The sequence below is a fragment of the Janthinobacterium kumbetense genome (genome assembly GCF_023703445.1).
GTDB lineage: Bacteria > Pseudomonadota > Gammaproteobacteria > Burkholderiales > Burkholderiaceae_D > Janthinobacterium > Janthinobacterium kumbetense.
The window spans coordinates 93,757-111,934 of record NZ_JAMQGR010000014.1; the positions used below are offsets into that span (position 1 = coordinate 93,757).

Sequence of the window (18,178 nt, forward strand, 5' to 3'; positions counted from 1 at the left end):
CAACAAATAAAAACGCCTCGCAAATCCAGGATTTGCGAGGCGTTATGCAGCAATGAGCCGTAGTGCGTCTTAGAACGGAATATCGTCATCCATGTCCGAGAAGTTCGGCGCCGGCTTCGGTGCCGGACGTGGCGCCGGGGCTGGTGCCGGACGCGGGGCCGGTGCCTGGCGTGGGGCCGGGGCTTCGTAGCCGCCGCCACCGCCGTAGCTGTCATCGCCACCGCCGGCGTCGCCGCCCATGCCGGAACGGCCGCCCAGCATTTGCATCTGTTCCGCGATGATGTCGGTTGCGTACTTCTCGACGCCGTCCTTGTCCGTGTATTTACGGGTTTGCAGGCGGCCTTCCACGTAGACGGACGAACCTTTTTTCAGGTATTGGCCGACGATTTCCGCCAGGCGGCCGAAGAACGAGATACGGTGCCACTCTGTCAATTCTTTTTGTTCGCCCGTGTTGCGGTCCTTCGATTTGTACGAAGTGGCCACGGCGATGTTGGCGATCGCGTCGCCGCTAGGCATGTAGCGGATTTCTGGGTCACGGCCCAGATTGCCGACGATGATGACTTTGTTGACTGATGCCATGAATAACTCCTGATGAACTGCAGCGGGAGCCGGTGTCCCGCGCGTTAGTTTAGTGTACTAAACGAGGATTATAAGCGACCACGCGGCGCAAAGCACCCGCTTTCTGGCGGACGCCCTCTCCCGTGCGGCAGCACGTTTTTTTCACGGCAGGTGAAAACAAGAAACTTGAATACTGGTATTATATACAGTGTTTAAACGTCTGCACGCATCTGTATCAAACTTTGTCAGGGCACGTTCGCCTGGCGGCGCAATCCGCCCGTGGCTGCCTCAGGCATGCAGAGCAAAACCCGGCTATAGTAACAGGTTGACCCGTTGTGGCTCCTCATCTGCACCCAGGCACAATGCGCCGGCCGCACCACTCACTGAAAGCAAGGCAATCACATGGAACAGATCCGCATTCGCGGCGCTCGCACGCATAACCTCAAGAATATCAATCTCGATTTGCCGCGCAATAAGCTGATCGTGATTACCGGCTTGTCCGGCTCCGGCAAGTCTTCGCTGGCCTTCGACACCCTGTATGCGGAAGGCCAGCGCCGCTATGTCGAGTCGCTGTCGGCGTATGCGCGCCAGTTCCTGCAGCTGATGGAAAAACCGGATGTCGACCTGATCGAGGGATTATCTCCCGCCATCTCCATCGAACAGAAGGCAACGTCGCACAATCCGCGCTCGACGGTGGGTACCGTGACGGAAATCCACGATTATTTGCGCCTGCTGTATGCGCGCGTCGGCACGCCCTACTGCCCCGACCACCCGGAAAACGCGCTGGCCGCCCAGTCCGTCTCGCAAATGGTCGACGCCGTACTGGCCATGCCGGAAGACACCAAGCTGATGATCCTGGCGCCCGTCGTCGCCAACCGCAAGGGCGAACACGTGGACCTGTTCGAGCAGATGCAGGCGCAGGGCTTCGTGCGTTTTCGCGTGCAAAGCGGCACGCACGCGGCGAAAATCTATGAAGTCGATGACCTCCCGAAATTAAAGAAAACGGAAAAACACACGATCGACGTCGTCATCGACCGCGTCAAGGTGAACCAGGAGATCAAGCAACGCCTGGCGGAAAGTTTCGAAACGGCCCTGCGCCTGGCCGACGGCCGCGCCATTGCCTACGAAATGGATACGGCCCAGGAACACGTGTACTCCAACAAGTTCGCCTGCAATGTGTGTGGCTATTCCCTGCAGGAACTGGAACCGCGGTTGTTCTCGTTCAACAACCCCATGGGCGCCTGCCCCGAATGCGACGGCCTGGGACACATTGAATTCTTTGACCCGAAACGCATCGTCGCGTTCCCGAACCTGTCGCTCGCCTCGGGCGCCGTCAAGGGCTGGGACCGCCGCAACCAGTTTTACTTCCAGATGCTGTCGAACCTGGCCGCATATTACGAGTTCGACCTGGACATGCCGTTCGAACAGCTGGCACTGAATGCCCAGCAAGCCGTGTTGTACGGTTCCGGCAAGCAAGTGATTCCGTTTACCTATGTCAACGAACGGGGCCGCACCGTCATCAAGGAACACACGTTCGAAGGCGTGGTCAACAATCTGCAGCGCCGCTACCGCGAAACGGACTCGATGGCCGTCAAGGAAGAGCTGGCCAAGTTCATCAATGAAAAATGCTGCCCCTCATGCGATGGCGCGCGCCTGCGCGTGGAGGCGCGCTTCGTCAAGGTCGGCACGGGCAAGCAGCAGCGGGCCATCTATGAAGTGGCGGAAAAACCGCTGCGCGAGACGCTGGAATTCTTTGAGAAGCTGAAACTGACGGGCGCCAAGAAAGAGATCGCCGACCGCGTGGTCAAGGAAATCATTTCTCGCCTGAAATTCCTCAACAATGTGGGCCTCGATTACCTGTCGCTGGACCGCAGCGCCGACACGCTGTCCGGCGGCGAAGCACAACGCATCCGCCTGGCGTCGCAGATCGGCTCCGGTTTGACGGGCGTCATGTATGTGCTCGATGAACCGTCGATCGGCTTGCATCAGCGCGATAATGACCGCTTGATCGAAACCTTGAAACACTTGCGCGACATCGGCAACAGCGTGCTGGTGGTCGAGCATGACGAAGACGCCATCCGCACGGCCGACTATATCGTCGACATGGGCATCGGCGCGGGCGTGCACGGCGGCGAAATCATCGCCGAAGGCACCTTGCCCGAGATCTTGAAGAACAAGAAATCGCTGACGGCGCAATACCTGAACGGCAAGCTGAAAATCGCCGTGCCGGCCAAGCGCCACGCCAGCAATCCGGAAAAGCAGTTGCTCATTACTGGCGCGACGGGCAACAACCTGAAGAAAGTGTCGCTGAGCTTGCCGGTAGGCTTGATGACGTGCGTCACGGGCGTGTCCGGCTCGGGCAAGTCGTCGCTCGTCAACGATACCTTGTATCCTGCCCTGTCGCGCCATTTGTATGGTTCGCAGACGGAACCGGCGCCGCACGACTCGATCAGCGGACTGGAACACTTCGACAAGGTTATTTCCGTCGACCAGGCGCCGATCGGCCGCACGCCGCGCTCGAATCCCGCCACGTACACGGGCTTGTTTACGCCGATCCGCGACCTGTTCTCCACCGTGCCGACGGCCAAGGAACGCGGTTACAGCGCGGGCCGCTTCTCGTTCAACGTGAAGGGCGGACGCTGCGAAGCGTGCCAGGGCGATGGCGTGATCAAGGTCGAGATGCATTTCTTGCCCGACGTCTACGTGCCATGCGACGTGTGCCACGGCAAGCGCTACAACCGCGAAACGCTGGAAGTGCAATACAAGGGCAAGAACATCACGGAAGTGCTGGGCATGACGGTGGAAGAGGCGCATGAATTCTTCAAACCGGTCCCCTTGATCGCGCGCAAGCTGCAAACCCTGCTCGACGTGGGCCTGGGCTACATCAAGCTGGGGCAAAGCGCCACCACCCTGTCCGGCGGCGAGGCGCAGCGCGTGAAACTGTCGCTGGAATTGTCCAAGCGCGACACGGGCCGCACCCTGTACATCCTCGATGAACCGACGACGGGCTTGCACTTCCACGACATCGACTTGCTGTTAAAGGTCATCCACCGCCTGCGCGACCAGGGCAACACCCTCGTCATCATCGAGCACAACCTGGACGTCATCAAGACGGCCGACTGGATCGTCGACCTGGGCCCCGAAGGCGGCGCCGGCGGCGGACAAATCATCGCCACGGGCACGCCGGAAGACGTGGCCCTGAATCCGGCCAGCGTGACGGGTAAATACCTGGGGCCGCTGCTCAAGCAATAAGCCGCACCTCCCGCTCGATCCCCCGGCCAATGATCTTGCCCGGGGGATTTTTCTATGGGAAACTATTTTCTCTGGTCACAGCACCGGCTTTCAGAGAAAACATGCCGCACTTCCCTTCACGTTTATCCAGCTGGGTTCGCCATTGCGTAACCACATCATGGTTGCTGTCGTCCAGCGTGGCGGTGGCGTGTTCCTGCATGCAGGGGATATCCGGCGAGTTCCTCCATGCGGCACCGGCCGCATCCGGCAAGCCGGCCGTGGTCACGGTGCCTGCCAATGCACGCGGCATCCTGTTTCTTCCAAATCAATCTCCCGATTTCCTGCTCAGGGATCAGGATGGCCATATCCTTGTCGGCCCGCCAGTCCCCCTTTCCACCAAGCGGTTTCGTATTATCGAGCGCGGTACGGGGCGCAAGCTGACACCGGTGGCGGTACGATTGCGCGTGGAAAAACAGATGGGAGTACAGCCCTATATTTACTATCTGGCCAGCCCGGAAATGCAGCAATGCGCCGAAGAGAAGAACGCGTCCATGCCGATATGCCGCAGAGTGAAAGCCATGGAACGGAGCTGGGACAAACCGGAACCGGAGGGGCCGAGCGATGCCGTCAAGCGCTTCGCCATGCAGCAGGGCTTGCGTGAGGTCAGCGAGGAAATCGATGCCTCCTATGGCTTATACAGGATCGAGGCGCGCGAAGGCTTCAAGCCTGGCAAGCTGTACGACATCAGCTATCGCTCTACAGGGCGCAAGCTAACAGCGGTGCTGCGCATGGGCACCACACCCTTGCGCATCAATGCCCCAGGCCAATTTTCCATTCGCACAGACGGCGCACCGCGGCGTGAGCGTTTGCAGATGGCGCAGGGTGGCACTTGCTCCAGGACCGCCAAGCTGGCCAGCCAGCCCTTGCAACTGGCTTGGCCACCAGCCTACGACGCGTATGAGTCGCTTGTGATGTACTTCATGCGGCACAAATTACATCAGGAAGACAGGCAGCAAACCGCGCCGCCAGGACGCTTTTTTTCATTCCAATACTGGCCGTCCCTGTGTACCGACATCGCCCATGGCAGCAGCTTTCATGGCAATGGCCGCGAACTGGCGGTCGGCGATTGCCAGGCGCCTGCCGCACGCGAGGTCAAGGCCTACGCAGGCGTGCTGGAAGTGGAGGACCGCTTGCATGAGACAGCGCCCCTGTCCGTCACATTTCCAAAGGCAAAGCCGGATGAATGTCCAGCAATGATGGACGAGGTCTATCCGATTTATTTCGTGTCGGCCCAGACAGGCTAGACGCCTCGAACGCGCCATAAAAAACGGCGCGGATTGCTCATGCAATCCGCGCCGTTTCTCTTTTTGCTAGCACCCCAGTCATTGCCGGCGTGTCATTTATCTCACGCCAGTCTTTGCCAGCGTGTTTCTCCCCCACTACAACTCTTCACACCTGACAAGCTTGTCAGGCGCCGCTTGACGCTAACTTACGCACCCAGCCGCTTTTCCAGCGCAGCCTTGTGACCTGCCAATTCCTGCGGCAGATGATACGCGAGTTTTTCAAACAACTCCGTATGCAATTTCAATTCTTCCACCCACGCGGCCTTGTCGATCGAGGTGATGGTGTCGAACTGTTCTTGCGTGAATGGCAAGCCATCCCAGTTCAGGTCGCCATACTGCGGCGTCGTGCCGAACAGGTTTTCCACGCCGCCCGCCTTGCCTTCGATACGCTCCAGCATCCATTTGAGCACGCGCATGTTGTCGCCAAAGCCAGGCCAGACGAATTTGCCAGCCTCGTCCGTACGGAACCAGTTGACGCAATAGATCTTCGGCAGGGCAGCCGGGTTGACCTTGCCCACCTTGACGCCCATGTCCAGCCAGTGCTGGAAGTAATCGCTCATGTTATAGCCGATAAACGGCAACATGGCAAATGGATCGCGGCGCACGACGCCCATCTGGCCCACGGCCGCGGCCGTCGTTTCCGAGCCCATGGTGGCCGCCATGTAAACGCCCTCGACCCAGTTGCGCGCTTCGGTGACGAGCGGCACGGTGGTGGAGCGGCGGCCGCCGAAGATGAAGGCCGAGATCGGCACGCCGGCAGGATCGTCCCAGGCAGCGTCGATCACTGGGTTTTGCGTTGCCGCAACCGTGAAGCGCGCGTTCGGGTGCGCCGCCTTGGTGCCGGACGCTGGCGTCCAGTCCTTGCCCTGCCAGTCGATCAGGTGGCTTGGTGCTTCTTTCGTCAAGCCTTCCCACCAGACGTCGCCGTCGTCCGTCAGCGCCACGTTGGTGAAGATCGTGTTGTCGCGCATGGACGCCATGCAGTTGTAATTGGTTTTTTCGTTGGTGCCCGGCGCCACGCCAAAATAACCGGCTTCCGGGTTGATGGCGTACAAACGGCCGTCGGCGCCCGGCTTGATCCAGGCGATATCGTCGCCGATGGTGGTCACTTTCCAGCCGTTAAAACTTGCCGGCGGAATCAGCATGGCGAAGTTGGTCTTGCCGCAAGCGGATGGGAACGCTGCCGCCACGTAGTGTTTCTTGCCTTCCGGCGATTCCACGCCGAGGATCAGCATGTGTTCGGCCAGCCAGCCCGGATTGCTGTCCGATGCTTGCGCTTCCTGGTAACCCATGTTCGAGGCGATGCGCAGGGCGAAACATTTCTTGCCCAGCAAGGCGTTGCCGCCGTAACCCGAACCGAAGGACCAGATTTCGCGCGTTTCCGGGAAATGTACGATGTATTTGGTGCTGTTGCACGGCCATTTCACGTCGGCCTGGCCGGCGGCCAGCGGTGCGCCCACGCTGTGTACGCACGGCACGAACTCGCCATCCGTGCCCAGCACGTCGTACACGGCACGGCCCATGCGGGTCATGATCTTCATGTTGACGGCGACATAGGGCGAATCGGACAGTTCCACGCCGATGTGCGCGATCGGCGAACCCAACGGGCCCATCGAGAAGGGCACGACGTACATGGTGCGGCCGCGCATGCAGCCATCGAACAGGCCGTTCAAGGTGTGGCGCATTTCGCCGGGCTCGGTCCAGTTATTCGTCGGGCCGGCCGCTTCTTTCGTTGCCGAGCAGATATACGTGCGGTCTTCGACGCGGGCCACGTCGCTCGGATCGGAGCAGGCCAGGTAGGAATTCGGGCGCTTTTGCGCATTCAGTTTTTTCATGGTGCCGCTGGCAACCATTTCAGCGCACAGGCGCTCATACTCTTCTTGCGAACCATCGCACCAGTAAATACGCTCTGGCTTGGTCAGCGCAGCAATGTCGGCCACCCAGTTGATCAGTTTCTGTTGTTTAATATAAGCTGGGACGTTGAGTGCGGCGACGCCACCCATGACGGGCTGATTCATATTACCTCCAATACCAATAAAAGAAATTCTGGTCATTCCGGCAAGACAGGCAGCATCGTTGAGAGGTGGCTGCGGCTCACTGCGGGCGGTGTGCTCACGCGGGCAGGGCTCTGGTGTCGTTTACCTGGATCATGCACCCAGGCTGCAGGAACAGTTTGCGCTATAACTATAATCAGGAAGCTTCAAAAGTGCCGGCGATTGTACACCCGCGTAACGGCTATTCTCGCAAAAATGTAGGAGAATAGCTTGACTAATGTAGTAGGCTATTCAGCATTTCCCGTATCCTGTTATTTCCCTACCAAATCCTCACTCAAATCGGCCATCCACCATGAAAATTGCCATACTCGATGATTACCAGGATGCCGTGCGCGGCCTCGATTGCTTCCAGTTGCTCGATGGCCACGAGGTCAAGGTCTTCAGCAACACGGCGCGGGGCCTGGGCCAGCTGGCGATCCGCCTGGCGCCATACGACGCGCTGGTGCTGATCCGCGAACGCAGCAGTTTCAACCGCGCCTTGCTGTCGAAATTGCCGAACCTGAAACTGATTTCGCAAACGGGCAAGGTCAGCGGGCACATCGACGTGCCGGCCGCCACCGAGCTGGGCATCGCCATCGCGGAAGGCATCGGCTCGCCCACGGCGCCGGCCGAACTGACGTGGGCGCTGATCATGGCGGCGCAGCGCAAGATCGTGCCGTACGCGCAACATTTACAGGAAGGGCTGTGGCAGACGTCGTCGCTGGAGCCACAGCGCAATACGCTCGGCACGGTATTGAAAGGGCGCACCCTGGCGATCTGGGGCTACGGCAAGATCGGGCAATTGATCGCCGGCTATGGCCGCGCCTTCGGCATGACCATCCTCGTGTGGGGCAGTGAAGCGAGCCGCGCGGCGGCCGTGGCGGCCGGCGATACGGCGGCCACGTCGCGGGAAGCCTTCTTTGAACAGGCCGACGTCTTGACCCTGCACCTGCGCCTGTCCGATGCGACGCGTGGCCTGGTAACAGCCGAGGACCTGGCGCGCATGAAGCCGACGTCCCTGTTCGTCAACACGAGCCGCGCCGAGCTGGTGATGGAGGGCGCGCTGGAAGCGGCGCTGCCGCAGGGTCGCCCGGGCGCCGCGGCGCTGGACGTATTTACGGACGAGCCGCTGCCGCCAGGCTCGCCATTGCTGCTGCTGCCGAACGTGCTGGCTACGCCACACCTGGGCTACGTCGAGCGTGACAGCTATGAACTGTATTTCCGCTACGCCTTGCAAAACATCGTCGATTTTGCGCAAGGTCAATGCACGCGCCTGCTCAATCCCGAGGCGCTGGCGCATGCGCGGCAAGCTCCTCAGGAACGCTGAAAGCCCTTCAGCAGGTCCGGCTCGCCCGTGATGCGGATGGCTGGCGCGGGCAGCACATGCCGGCCGCGCCACAGGCCGGCCCAGCCGGGCGGCCAGGCGATGTCCGGTCCGGCGTACGGCGCCACGCCGGCGCGCACGGCAACGACCGGCACGGGCGGCATGTCGGGCAAGGGCTCGCCTGGCGTGCGCTGCATGTCCAGGCTGTACATGTAATCGGGCAATAACGCATCGCAGACGCGGCCAAACCAGTCGCTATGGTCATCGTCGCGTCCCAGCGCTTGCGCCAGGCCCTGCGGGTCGAAACGGGCCAGGGCATCGATCAGCTCGCCAGTGGTGGCGCCCGGCGTATCGCCCCAGCCCATCACGGGGTTGACGTTGTAGTCGGCGCCCGAACCGTACCAGCCTTCGCGCCAGGGCCGCTGCATCCAGTCGCGCGGCCCCGTAAACAAATGCCAGCGCCAGTGCAGGCCGGACGGCTTGGGCCAGGAATACAGATACAGCTTCTGATAGCCGGCCTGGTGCAGTTCGCGCACCATGGCCATCAGGCGCGCATGCGGCATGCGGTCCGGTGGCGCGCGGCGAAACAGGATCGCTTCGCCATCGGCAAACTGCACGTCGTCGGTCGACAGGTTCAGGTCCAGGGTCCGCGCTTCGCTGCCGAAACGGGCGGCGATCCAGCCCGTCAGCAAATTGACGGACGTGATCACCCCGTAACCGCGGTGGCGGTGAAAAATGACGGTGCCGGGAGCGAGCGCTTTCATACGGAGTCGGGGTGGCAGGCAAACAAAGAAACCAGTGTACTCACAGATGGCCAAATTTTCCAGATGCGGCGCGGTAGCGGGGCGCAGGCACGCTGGCCCATCTGCGGCAGCATTCACGCAACGCTGCCAATCCACGCTATCATGCGCGTCATTCTCCACTGACATCGTGACCACATCATGACTTTGCGCATACTCGCCACTGGCGGCACTTTCGACAAACACTACAACGAATTGAACGGTACCCTGGGCTTTTCCGACAGTCATTTGCCGGCAGCGATTGCCCGCGCGCGCATGACGGCGCCCGTGGCGCTGGAGCAATTGCCCCTGCTCGATTCGCTCGACATGCAGGATGCGGACCGCCAGCGCGTGCTGGCCTCGTGCCGCGCGGCACAGGAAAAAGCCATCGTCATCATCCACGGCACCGACACCATGCGCGAAACGGCGCAGGTGCTGGGCGCGGCGAACCTGCAGCAAACGGTCATTTTGACGGGCGCCATGATTCCCTACGAAATCGACAACTCCGACGCCCTGTTCAACCTGGGCTTTGCCTGCGGCGTGGCGCAAACCTTGCCAGCCGGCGTGTACGTGGCCATGAATGGCCAGATCTTCGCCTGGGACAATGTGCAAAAGAACCGCGCCGCCGGCGTGTTCCAGCCCTTGTAAGCCGATGGCAGGACAGGGGGTAAAAGCAGACCGGCCCACGGCCTGACTGGCCCTCTGTCACAATTCGATCAGCCCGTTTTCAACGGGCTTTTTTTATGTTTTTTTGCCTTTCACAAATTCTGCAAAATCACAGAATTCGTCGAATTATTGCAGGTAAAACATCAAATTGCCAATATAATAATTTTGTGTTGTAAAAAAACGCCATTGATCATTTTTAAAAACACCGATATCATTAAATATAAAACTGCAATTTAACAATTAGATTAAATATTCTTCTGTATCCATAATTTATTGCCAAATCCGACACGGTTGATATGCATTTTTTCTTGCTGAGACGACATAATGTTCGCCTCGACAAGTCAAAAGTGCATTTATAACAATATTGCGCTAAGTAGTCTTCCACCTCCCACCGACGTGGTTCCGCCTACCGTACACGAGCACCGCTGGCCATCTACCCGATGGCCAGAGCGGTGCTCGTGTACTGCTTGTCGTTATTAAAACTACTACGGAGTAATTGTTACAATGGCATTTAAAGAAAAAATTGGCGTGCGCAGCGTACGCCTGGCCCTGACCGTTCTGGCAGGTAGCGTCTTGTTCTCTGGCCAATCCATGGCGGACGAAGCAATTCAAAAAGTTGAAATTACCGGTTCGAGTATCAAGCGTATCGCTGTCGAAGGCGCCTTGCCTGTGCAGCGCCTGACGCAAGAAGCGATCGCCAAATCGGGCGCCACTTCGGTAGCCGACCTGATCCAGGCCCTGCCAGCCATGCAAGGCTTCACCATCGGCGCAGTCGCAGCAGGTTCCGACTCGGGTGGCAATACCAGTGCTTCGCTGCACGGTATCGGCGAGTCCTACACCCTGGTACTGCTGAATGGCCGCCGCATCGCGCCGCAAGGCTCCGGCACCACGGTCAACCTGAACGCCATTCCGATGAGCGCCGTTGAGCGCGTCGAAATCCTGACCGACGGCGCTTCGGCCCTGTACGGCTCGGACGCCATCGCCGGCGTACTGAACTTCATCCTGAAGAAAAACCAGCAAGGCGCCACCCTGGAAGCCACCTACGGCGGTCCGGAAGACAAGGGCGGCAACGCCTGGAACACCAGCGTCACCTACGGTTTCGGCGACCTGGACGAAGACCGTTTCAACGTGCTGGTATCGTACCGCCACGATGAGCAGTCGAAACTGATCGCGACCGACCGCGATTTCGCCAATACCTCTTTCCTGAAATTCAAACGCGGCGGCAACAACTACATCTGGGACCGCACCAGCACCTCGGCATCGCCAGCAGGCGCCACCGTAGCCTACAAAACGAAGAACAGCGCATCGACTTCCTTCACGCCTTACTTGCGTCAAAACGGAAATTGCCCTGACGATTCCTTCGTCACGACCGGCAATTCACGCGCTTGCGGCTTCGACACGGGTTCCACCGTGGAAATCGTGCCACAATCGAAACGCGACAGCCTGTTTTCCAAAGCAACGTACAAGCTCAATGACAGCCTGAACGCGTTCGCCGAACTGGCCTACTCGCGCTACGACCTGACGGCGCGTATCGCCGCCAACCCGATCCCCATCTCGATCGCGCAAACGGTAAAGAACCCTAAAACCAACCTTGACGAGCTGGTGTTCAACAATCCAGCTGCCTACGCGAAATACGTGCAACCTTACCTGACGCCAGCGCAACAGGGCGATCTCAAATCGGTCACGGCCAACTACCGCAGCACCGACTTCGGTTTGCGCGCAAGCCAGACCATTACCCAAACCAAACACATGGTGGTTGGCGTGGAAGGCGAACTGGGCGCGTGGAACTTCGAAAGCGGCCTGACCTGGTCGCAAAACTCGATCGACGAGCGTTACACGGGCGGCTACGCGACAAATCAGGGCTTCAATGCGATCCTGGCCAATCCGGATTTCGATGCGTTCGCGTTGGGCCAAAAGCCATCCGTGCAAGCGCAAGTCGCCGGCGCGCAGTTCGTCGGCTCCGTGCGTACCGCATCGACCACGATGCGCGGCGTCGACACGCACGGTTCGCGTGAACTGTTCTCCTTGCCAGGCGGCAAGGCCAGCCTGGGTATCGGCGGCGACTACCGCACCTACCGCTATGAGCAGTCGCCAGGCGCCACCGGTGACGATATCTACAGCTTCAACACGAAAGCTTCCTACGACATGAGCCGCGACACCTACGGCGCGTTCGTCGAGTTGCTGGCTCCTCTGACCAAGTCGTTCGAAATGACCGTCGGTGGCCGTTACGATGCTGTCAAGGCGATCGATGACAAGCTGAACAGCAAAACTGTCGGTAAAAAAGACAGCGCCAATACCTACAAGGTATCGGCACGCTGGCAGCCGGTACAAACCGTGCTGATCCGCGGCTCCTACGGCACGGGCTTCAAGGCGCCAAGCATGCTGGACATCGCTCAGCCACTGGTCAATGCCGGCTTTACCGCCAAGAAATTTACCTGCCCATACCCAGGTACCGAGTTCTGCCGCGGCGAACCAATTCAATACAACGCCGTATCGGAAGGCAATCCAGAACTGCAGTCGGAAAAATCGAAACAGTTCACCCTGGGCTTCCGTGTTGAGCCTAGCTCGGCCTTCTCGTTCGGCGCCGACCTGTGGGATGTGAAACTGCGCAATGCCGTCTCGGAAATCACCGAAGATCAGGCATTTGGCGATCCGGTCAAGTATGCGACAAGCTTCGATTACTACAAGGAGCCATCGACCGGCAATACCTACTACGCGTTCAAGAAACTGTCGGTCAACGTCGGCAAGAAGGAATACCGTGGTATCGACTGGGATCTGTCGGCCAACCACAAGTTTTCCTTCGGTAAGCTGACTGCTCAATTGAGCGGTACGCACATGTTGCACGCGAACTACACCAAGGCAGGCAGCAACAACGTGTTCACCAGCAACATGAACTTCTTCGGCGACACCAACGAAGTCACGTTCCGCAACCTGATGAAGCTGACGACGACCCTGGATACGGGCCGCCTGAGCAACACGGTAACGGTCAACTACCGTAACGGCTACACCGATGCGGCAGCAAGCGTGTACAACGAGGACACCAAAACCAAAATAGACGACTTCCGCCTGCAAGTACCGTCGTACACGACGTTCGACTGGCAAGCACGTTTCGCCTTTGACAAGCAAACCACGATCCGCGCAGGCATCAAAAACCTGTTCGACCGTGCACCGCCGCTGTCGCTGCGCGCTTCGTCGGGCCACCAGGTTGGTTTCGACCCACGCTACGCCGATCCAATGATGCGTTCGTTCTACATCACCGGCAACTACAAGTTCTAATTTGACGTTGTGAATTAGCTTGTCCGAAAGCGCCTTACACTTCACCGTGCAAGGCGCTTTTTTTTATCTTTTCGCAATCCACAGGCGAAAAAAAAGGAGCCGCAGCTCCTTTTTCGTACCGGCATGGCTGCGCTTATGCAGTCGCTTCGCCGCCCAGGGCTTCGACCACGTCGGCCATCAGCTTGCTCAACTCGCCCGTCATCAGCATCACGTCGCCGTCGAAACGCTCTTCGTCGTTCTTCGTGCTCGATTCCGTTTCCTTGATCACGTCCAGCGGCTTGACGCTCTTGATGGCCAGCGATTCCGTCAGCACGAACGAAATCTTGTCGTTCCACGTCATGGCCAGGCGCGTGCACTGCTTGCCGGCCGCGATGTGGCGGCGCACGTCGTCCGCTTCCAGGGTGTGGCGCACGTAGCGCACGGTGGCCTTGCTCTCGCCCGTGGCGCGCAATTCCGTATCCATGTCGACCGTGAAGCCGGCCGGCGCATCGTCCGCCTGCAGCCATTCCGTCATCACCGCCACGGGCGAGCGCTGCACGCGCAGGCTTTCCAGCGGCAATTTATCCACGGCCTTGAGCAGCAGCTTGATGACTTCATCGGCCTTTGCCGGGCTGGCGGCATCGACCACCAGCCAGCCATTGACGGGGTCGATCCACGTCCAGACATTGCTGCGGATGCTGAAGGCGCGCGGCAGCAACTCGTCGGCCACGCGTTCCTTCAATTCCTTCATGGCTTTCTTGCCTGGTGCAAAGCCTTGCGCTTCTTCCATCTCGGCAGCGCGGGCCTTGGCCACCTGGTTGATGACGGTGGCTGGCAACAGTTTCTTTTCCGTGCCCAGCAAGATCAGCATCTGCTTGTTGACCACGTGGACCAGGCCGCCGTTCGGGCGTGGCGTATCCCAGCCCTGGCGCATCAGATCCATGCTGGTCGCCGGCGTAAATTTGTTCGAGGACAAGGCCTCTTCCAGTTGTTCTGGCGTATAGGCCCATGGTGCGGGCAGGCGGTAAATCTGAAGATTCTTGAACCACATAGTTTTTGTCTTCCGTTTGTTTCAGTAGTGCCAGGGGAACGCCATTCTACACTTTCGACACGGGAATGCCGTCAAAAGCGCGGACTGGCGCGGTGTTGTTGATGCGTGGGGAATGCCGCTACAGGGCGGGAAACAGCTCCGCCTGGGCCGGCGCCTGCCGCATCACGATGGCCGGATCGGACAAGGTCGAGATGCGCACGCCCAGCAGGCGGATTTTCTTTTCAAATGGCACGCGCCGCAAGCAATCGCGGCTGGCCCGCAGGATGGCGGCGGCGTCCGCCGTGGCGCTGGGCAAGGTGATGTCGCGCGTGACGGTGCTGAAATCCTCGAAACGCAGCTTGATGCCCACCGTACGCCCCGCCAGCGACTGTTTATCCAGGTCGCCCGCCACCCGCGTGCACAGGCTTTCCAGCTTTTCCGACAGCGTGGCGCGGTCGCGCACCACCTGCAAGTCGCGCTCGAACGTCGTTTCGCGGCTGACGGACTTGGTTTCCCGGCTCGTCTGCACGGGCCGCTCGTCGATGCCCAGCGCCGCCTGGCGCAGCCAGCCCGTGTACAGGTCGCCAAACTGCGTGCGCAGCATGGCCAGGTCGGCCTGCGCCAGCTCGCCGATGGTGATGATGCCCAGGGCTTCCAGCTTGGCCGTCGCCTTCGGGCCGATGCCGTTGATCTTTTTCGCCGGCAAGGGCCACACGCGCGTGGCGATATCCTCGGGCGACAAAATGGTGAGCCCGTCGGGTTTTTCCAGGTCGGAACAGATTTTCGCCAGCAATTTGTTGGGCGCCAGGCCAATCGAGCACGACAGGCCCGTCGCCTCGAACACGGCCGCCTTCAGGCGCGCCGCCATGGCCGGCGCCTGCGCGCCGTGTTCCGTCAGGTCGACATAGATTTCATCGATGCCCACGTTCTGGATGATGGGGCACAACTGGGCCACGGCTTGCTTGAAGCGGGCCGAATACTCGCGGTAGGCCTCGAAATCGGCCGGCAGCAGGATGCTGTCGGGCGCCAGCCTGGCCGCCTTCATGATGCCCATGGCGGAAAACACGCCAAACGCGCGCGCCGCGTAGGTCGACGTGGTGACGACGCCGCGCCCCACGTAGTCGCGCATGCGCGCAAATTGCCGCGTGCCGTCAATCTGCAGCACGGGCTGCTGCAGGCGCCCGCCGCCGATGACGACGGCTTCGCCGCGCAATTCCGGATATTTCAACAGTTCCACGGACGCGAAGAAGGCATCCATGTCCAGGTGGGCGATCCAGCGGCGCGCGGCGGGTGCTTCGGCAAGTGTGGGGGCAGATGGAATCAAAAAACACCTCGCGGCGGATCGGCTTGCCTTCATTGCGGCAAGATACTGTGCATGCATACAGTATTACCGGAAATGGGCCGGGATGCAAGTTGAAACGCACGGGACCCGATGGCGACGATCAGCGGTTGCTTTTCCCAATAGCAAGATTACAATCCTGACACAACTATTCAAAGGAGTTGCCTTGTCTACAGCACATCATGCCTTGCGTCGCCGGTCCGTCTGGTCATCCATCCTGCCGGCCCTGCTACTGTCCACGCTGGCGCCATCCGCGCTGGCAGCCGACACCACCACCACCATCGCCACGGCCGTCGCACCCGTCGCCGCCAAGACAGCCTGGCAAGAAACGCGCCACGGCACGGTCGTGACGGACGACTACCGCTGGCTGCAAAAGAAAGCCGATCCTGCCGTGATCGACTACCTGAATGCGGAAAACGCCTACACGGCCGCCGTCACGGCGCCGATCCAGCCGCTGGCCGACAAGGTAACGGCGGAAGTCAAGGGACGCATGCAGGAAGTGGACTTGTCCGTGCCTGCGCGCCAGGGCAATTTCTACTATTACACGCGCATGGAAGCGGGCAAGCAATATCCGATTCACTGCCGCCGCCCCGTCGGCGCCAGCGGCGCCTATGATGCGCAGGCGGCAGAGGAAGTCTTGCTGGACCAGAATCAATTGGCCGAAGGCCACAAATTCTTTGCCGTGCGCGCCTTCAGCATCAGCCCGAATGAACAGTTGCTGGCCTACACCACCGACACGACGGGTTTCCGCCAGTACGAGCTGCACGTCAAGGATTTGAAAACGGGCAAGTTGCTGGGCGACAGCATGCCGCGCGTGACATCGCTGGCCTGGGCGGCGGATAACGCCACCCTGATGCTGGCGCAGGAAGATGCCACCACCAAGCGCTCGGACCGCTTGTTCCGCCTGGCCCTGGGCGGTGCGCCGCAACAGGTCTACCACGAGCCTGTGGAGCAGTTCGCCATCAACGTGGGCCGCACGCGCGACAAGCAATTCTTCGTGCTCACCTCGGGCAGCACGGACACGAGCGAAGTGCTGCTGCTGCCAACGAGCAAGCCGCAAGGCACGTTCCAATCCGTGCTGAAACGTGAAAAAGGCCACCGCTACGGCATCGAGCACCGCGACGGCCAGTTGTATATTCTGACCAACAAGGGGGCGAAGAATTTCCGTGTCGTCAGCGCGCCGCTGTCTGCGCCGCAGCCGAAGAACTGGAAGCCCGTCGTGCCGCATAACAAGGATGCCGTGATCCAGTCCATCGACGTCTTCCAGGGTTACCTGGTGGTGATGGAAAAGGCACGCGCCCTGAACCGCGCCCGCATCTTTGATTTTGCGCAAAAGAACTGGAAGGCAGTGCAATTCGACGACCCCGTCTACCTGGCCACGGCGGCCGGCACGCCGGAGTTTTCCGCCACGCAATTTCGCATGTCCTACCAGTCGCCCGTCACGCCGCCCACCGTCATCGACGTCAGCATGCAGGACGGCAAGCGCACGGTGCTGAAGCAGCAGGAAATCGTCGGCGGCTTCGACAGCAGCCGCTACACCACGCAGCGCTTGTGGGTGAAGGCGCGCGATGGCGTGCAAGTGCCGCTGTGGGTCGTCTACAAGAAAGGCGTCAAGCTCGACGGTTCAGCGCCGCTGCTGCTGTACTCGTACGGCTCCTACGGTATTTCCACGGAAGCCACTTTTTCCATCAGCCGCATCAGCCTGCTGGAACGGGGTGTCATCTATGCGCAAGCGCATATCCGCGGCGGCACCGACATGGGCGAAGCCTGGCATGAAGACGGCATGTTGATGAAGAAGAAAAACACCTTCAATGACTTCATCGACAGCGCCGACTACCTGGTGCGCGAAAAATGGACCAGCCCGAACCGCCTCATCATCCAGGGCGGCAGCGCGGGCGGCTTGCTGATGGGCGCCGTCGTCAACATGCGCCCCGACCTGTTCCACGCCGTGCACGCGGCCGTACCGTTTGTCGACGTGATGAACACCATGATGGACGCCAGCCTGCCCCTGACGACGGGCGAGTACCTGGAATGGGGCGACCCGAACCAGAAGGCCGCGTACGACTACATGCTCAGCTACTCGCCGTACGACAACATTGCGCGCAAGAACTATCCCGCCATGCTGGTGACGACGGGTCTGAACGACAGCCAGGTCATGTACTGGGAACCGGCAAAATATGTGGCCAAGCTGCGCGCCTATAAAACGGACGGCAATCCCCTGCTGCTGAAAACGAATATGGGTGCCGGCCACGGCGGCGCGTCGGGCCGCTATAACGCCATCGCCGAGAATGCGTTCAATATGGCGTGGATGCTGTCGCAATGGGGCATCACGGAATAGGAGCCCTGAGAAAAAGCCCATGGCAGCGTTACATTGCCTCGCCGTACTATCCGTACTGTCTTCGGCAATGCGCCTTGCCCTGCACTTTTTTCAGATGCTCCCAACCGCATTCGGGCAATAATCTGAAAAAAGCGCTTGCAGAAGGATTTTACCCGTCCTATAATAGCGCCTCTTCCAGACGTGGTGACAAACGTCGGGATGGTTTTCTGAGACAAGCAACGGGTGCTTAGCTCAGTTGGTAGAGCGGCGCCCTTACAAGGCGTAGGTCGGGAGTTCGAGCCT

General features: G+C 59.9%; 11 protein-coding genes. 6 read left to right on the forward strand and 5 right to left on the reverse strand.

What is annotated here, in order from left to right; all coding sequences use genetic code 11:
• Positions 1-69: 69 nt before the first annotated feature.
• The gene (gene ssb, locus NCG91_RS25365) at positions 70-579 is read right to left on the reverse strand and encodes a single-stranded DNA-binding protein (RefSeq protein WP_034781209.1); all 510 of its coding nucleotides are present in this window, start codon (positions 577-579) and stop codon (positions 70-72) included.
• Positions 580-960: 381 nt separating this feature from the next.
• On the opposite strand from ssb, the gene uvrA reads away from it, so the two are divergent.
• Positions 961-3,810, forward strand: a complete 2,850-nt coding sequence (gene uvrA, locus NCG91_RS25370; protein ID WP_251351697.1) for an excinuclease ABC subunit UvrA — start codon at positions 961-963, stop codon at positions 3,808-3,810.
• A gap of 101 nt (positions 3,811-3,911) precedes the next feature.
• Positions 3,912-5,093, forward strand: coding sequence for a hypothetical protein (locus NCG91_RS25375; protein ID WP_251351698.1), 1,182 nt, complete (start codon positions 3,912-3,914; stop codon positions 5,091-5,093).
• Between the two features lie 185 nt (positions 5,094-5,278).
• Here the strand turns inward: NCG91_RS25375 and NCG91_RS25380 are convergent, their stop codons facing one another.
• Complete coding sequence (locus NCG91_RS25380; protein WP_251351699.1) at positions 5,279-7,150, reverse strand: phosphoenolpyruvate carboxykinase (GTP); 1,872 nt, start codon at positions 7,148-7,150, stop codon at positions 5,279-5,281.
• Between the two features lie 328 nt (positions 7,151-7,478).
• Between NCG91_RS25380 and NCG91_RS25385 the strand changes: the two genes are divergently transcribed.
• Complete coding sequence (locus NCG91_RS25385) at positions 7,479-8,492, forward strand: D-2-hydroxyacid dehydrogenase family protein (RefSeq protein ID WP_099666116.1); 1,014 nt, start codon at positions 7,479-7,481, stop codon at positions 8,490-8,492.
• Here the strand turns inward: NCG91_RS25385 and NCG91_RS25390 are convergent.
• Positions 8,480-9,253 (reverse strand): L-asparaginase, encoded by a 774-nt coding sequence (locus NCG91_RS25390; protein WP_251351700.1) that lies wholly within the window; start codon positions 9,251-9,253, stop codon positions 8,480-8,482. The two genes, NCG91_RS25385 and NCG91_RS25390, sit on opposite strands and share 13 nt — an antisense overlap.
• 177 nt (positions 9,254-9,430) lie before the next feature.
• On the opposite strand from NCG91_RS25390, the gene NCG91_RS25395 reads away from it, so the two are divergent.
• Together NCG91_RS25395 and NCG91_RS25400 are read left to right on the forward strand one after the other, a co-directional pair.
• Entirely contained in the window at positions 9,431-9,916 is a 486-nt protein-coding gene (locus NCG91_RS25395) for an asparaginase domain-containing protein (protein ID WP_034781194.1), read from the forward strand.
• Positions 9,917-10,525: 609 nt separating this feature from the next.
• Positions 10,526-13,210, forward strand: coding sequence for a TonB-dependent receptor (locus tag NCG91_RS25400; protein ID WP_251351701.1), 2,685 nt, complete (start codon positions 10,526-10,528; stop codon positions 13,208-13,210).
• A gap of 133 nt (positions 13,211-13,343) precedes the next feature.
• On the opposite strand, the gene NCG91_RS25405 is transcribed toward NCG91_RS25400, so the two are convergent.
• Entirely contained in the window at positions 13,344-14,240 is an 897-nt protein-coding gene (locus tag NCG91_RS25405) for a recombination-associated protein RdgC (protein WP_034754435.1), read from the reverse strand.
• Between the two features lie 118 nt (positions 14,241-14,358).
• Positions 14,359-15,543 carry a DNA polymerase IV gene (gene dinB, locus NCG91_RS25410; protein WP_285817229.1) on the reverse strand — a complete coding sequence of 395 codons (1,185 nt, stop codon included), beginning with the start codon at positions 15,541-15,543 and terminating at the stop codon, positions 14,359-14,361.
• Positions 15,544-15,724: 181 nt separating this feature from the next.
• On the opposite strand from dinB, the gene NCG91_RS25415 reads away from it, so the two are divergent.
• On the forward strand, positions 15,725-17,896 hold the full coding sequence (locus NCG91_RS25415) for a S9 family peptidase (RefSeq protein WP_251351702.1): 2,172 nt from the start codon (positions 15,725-15,727) through the stop codon (positions 17,894-17,896).
• Positions 17,897-18,178 lie beyond the last annotated feature (282 nt).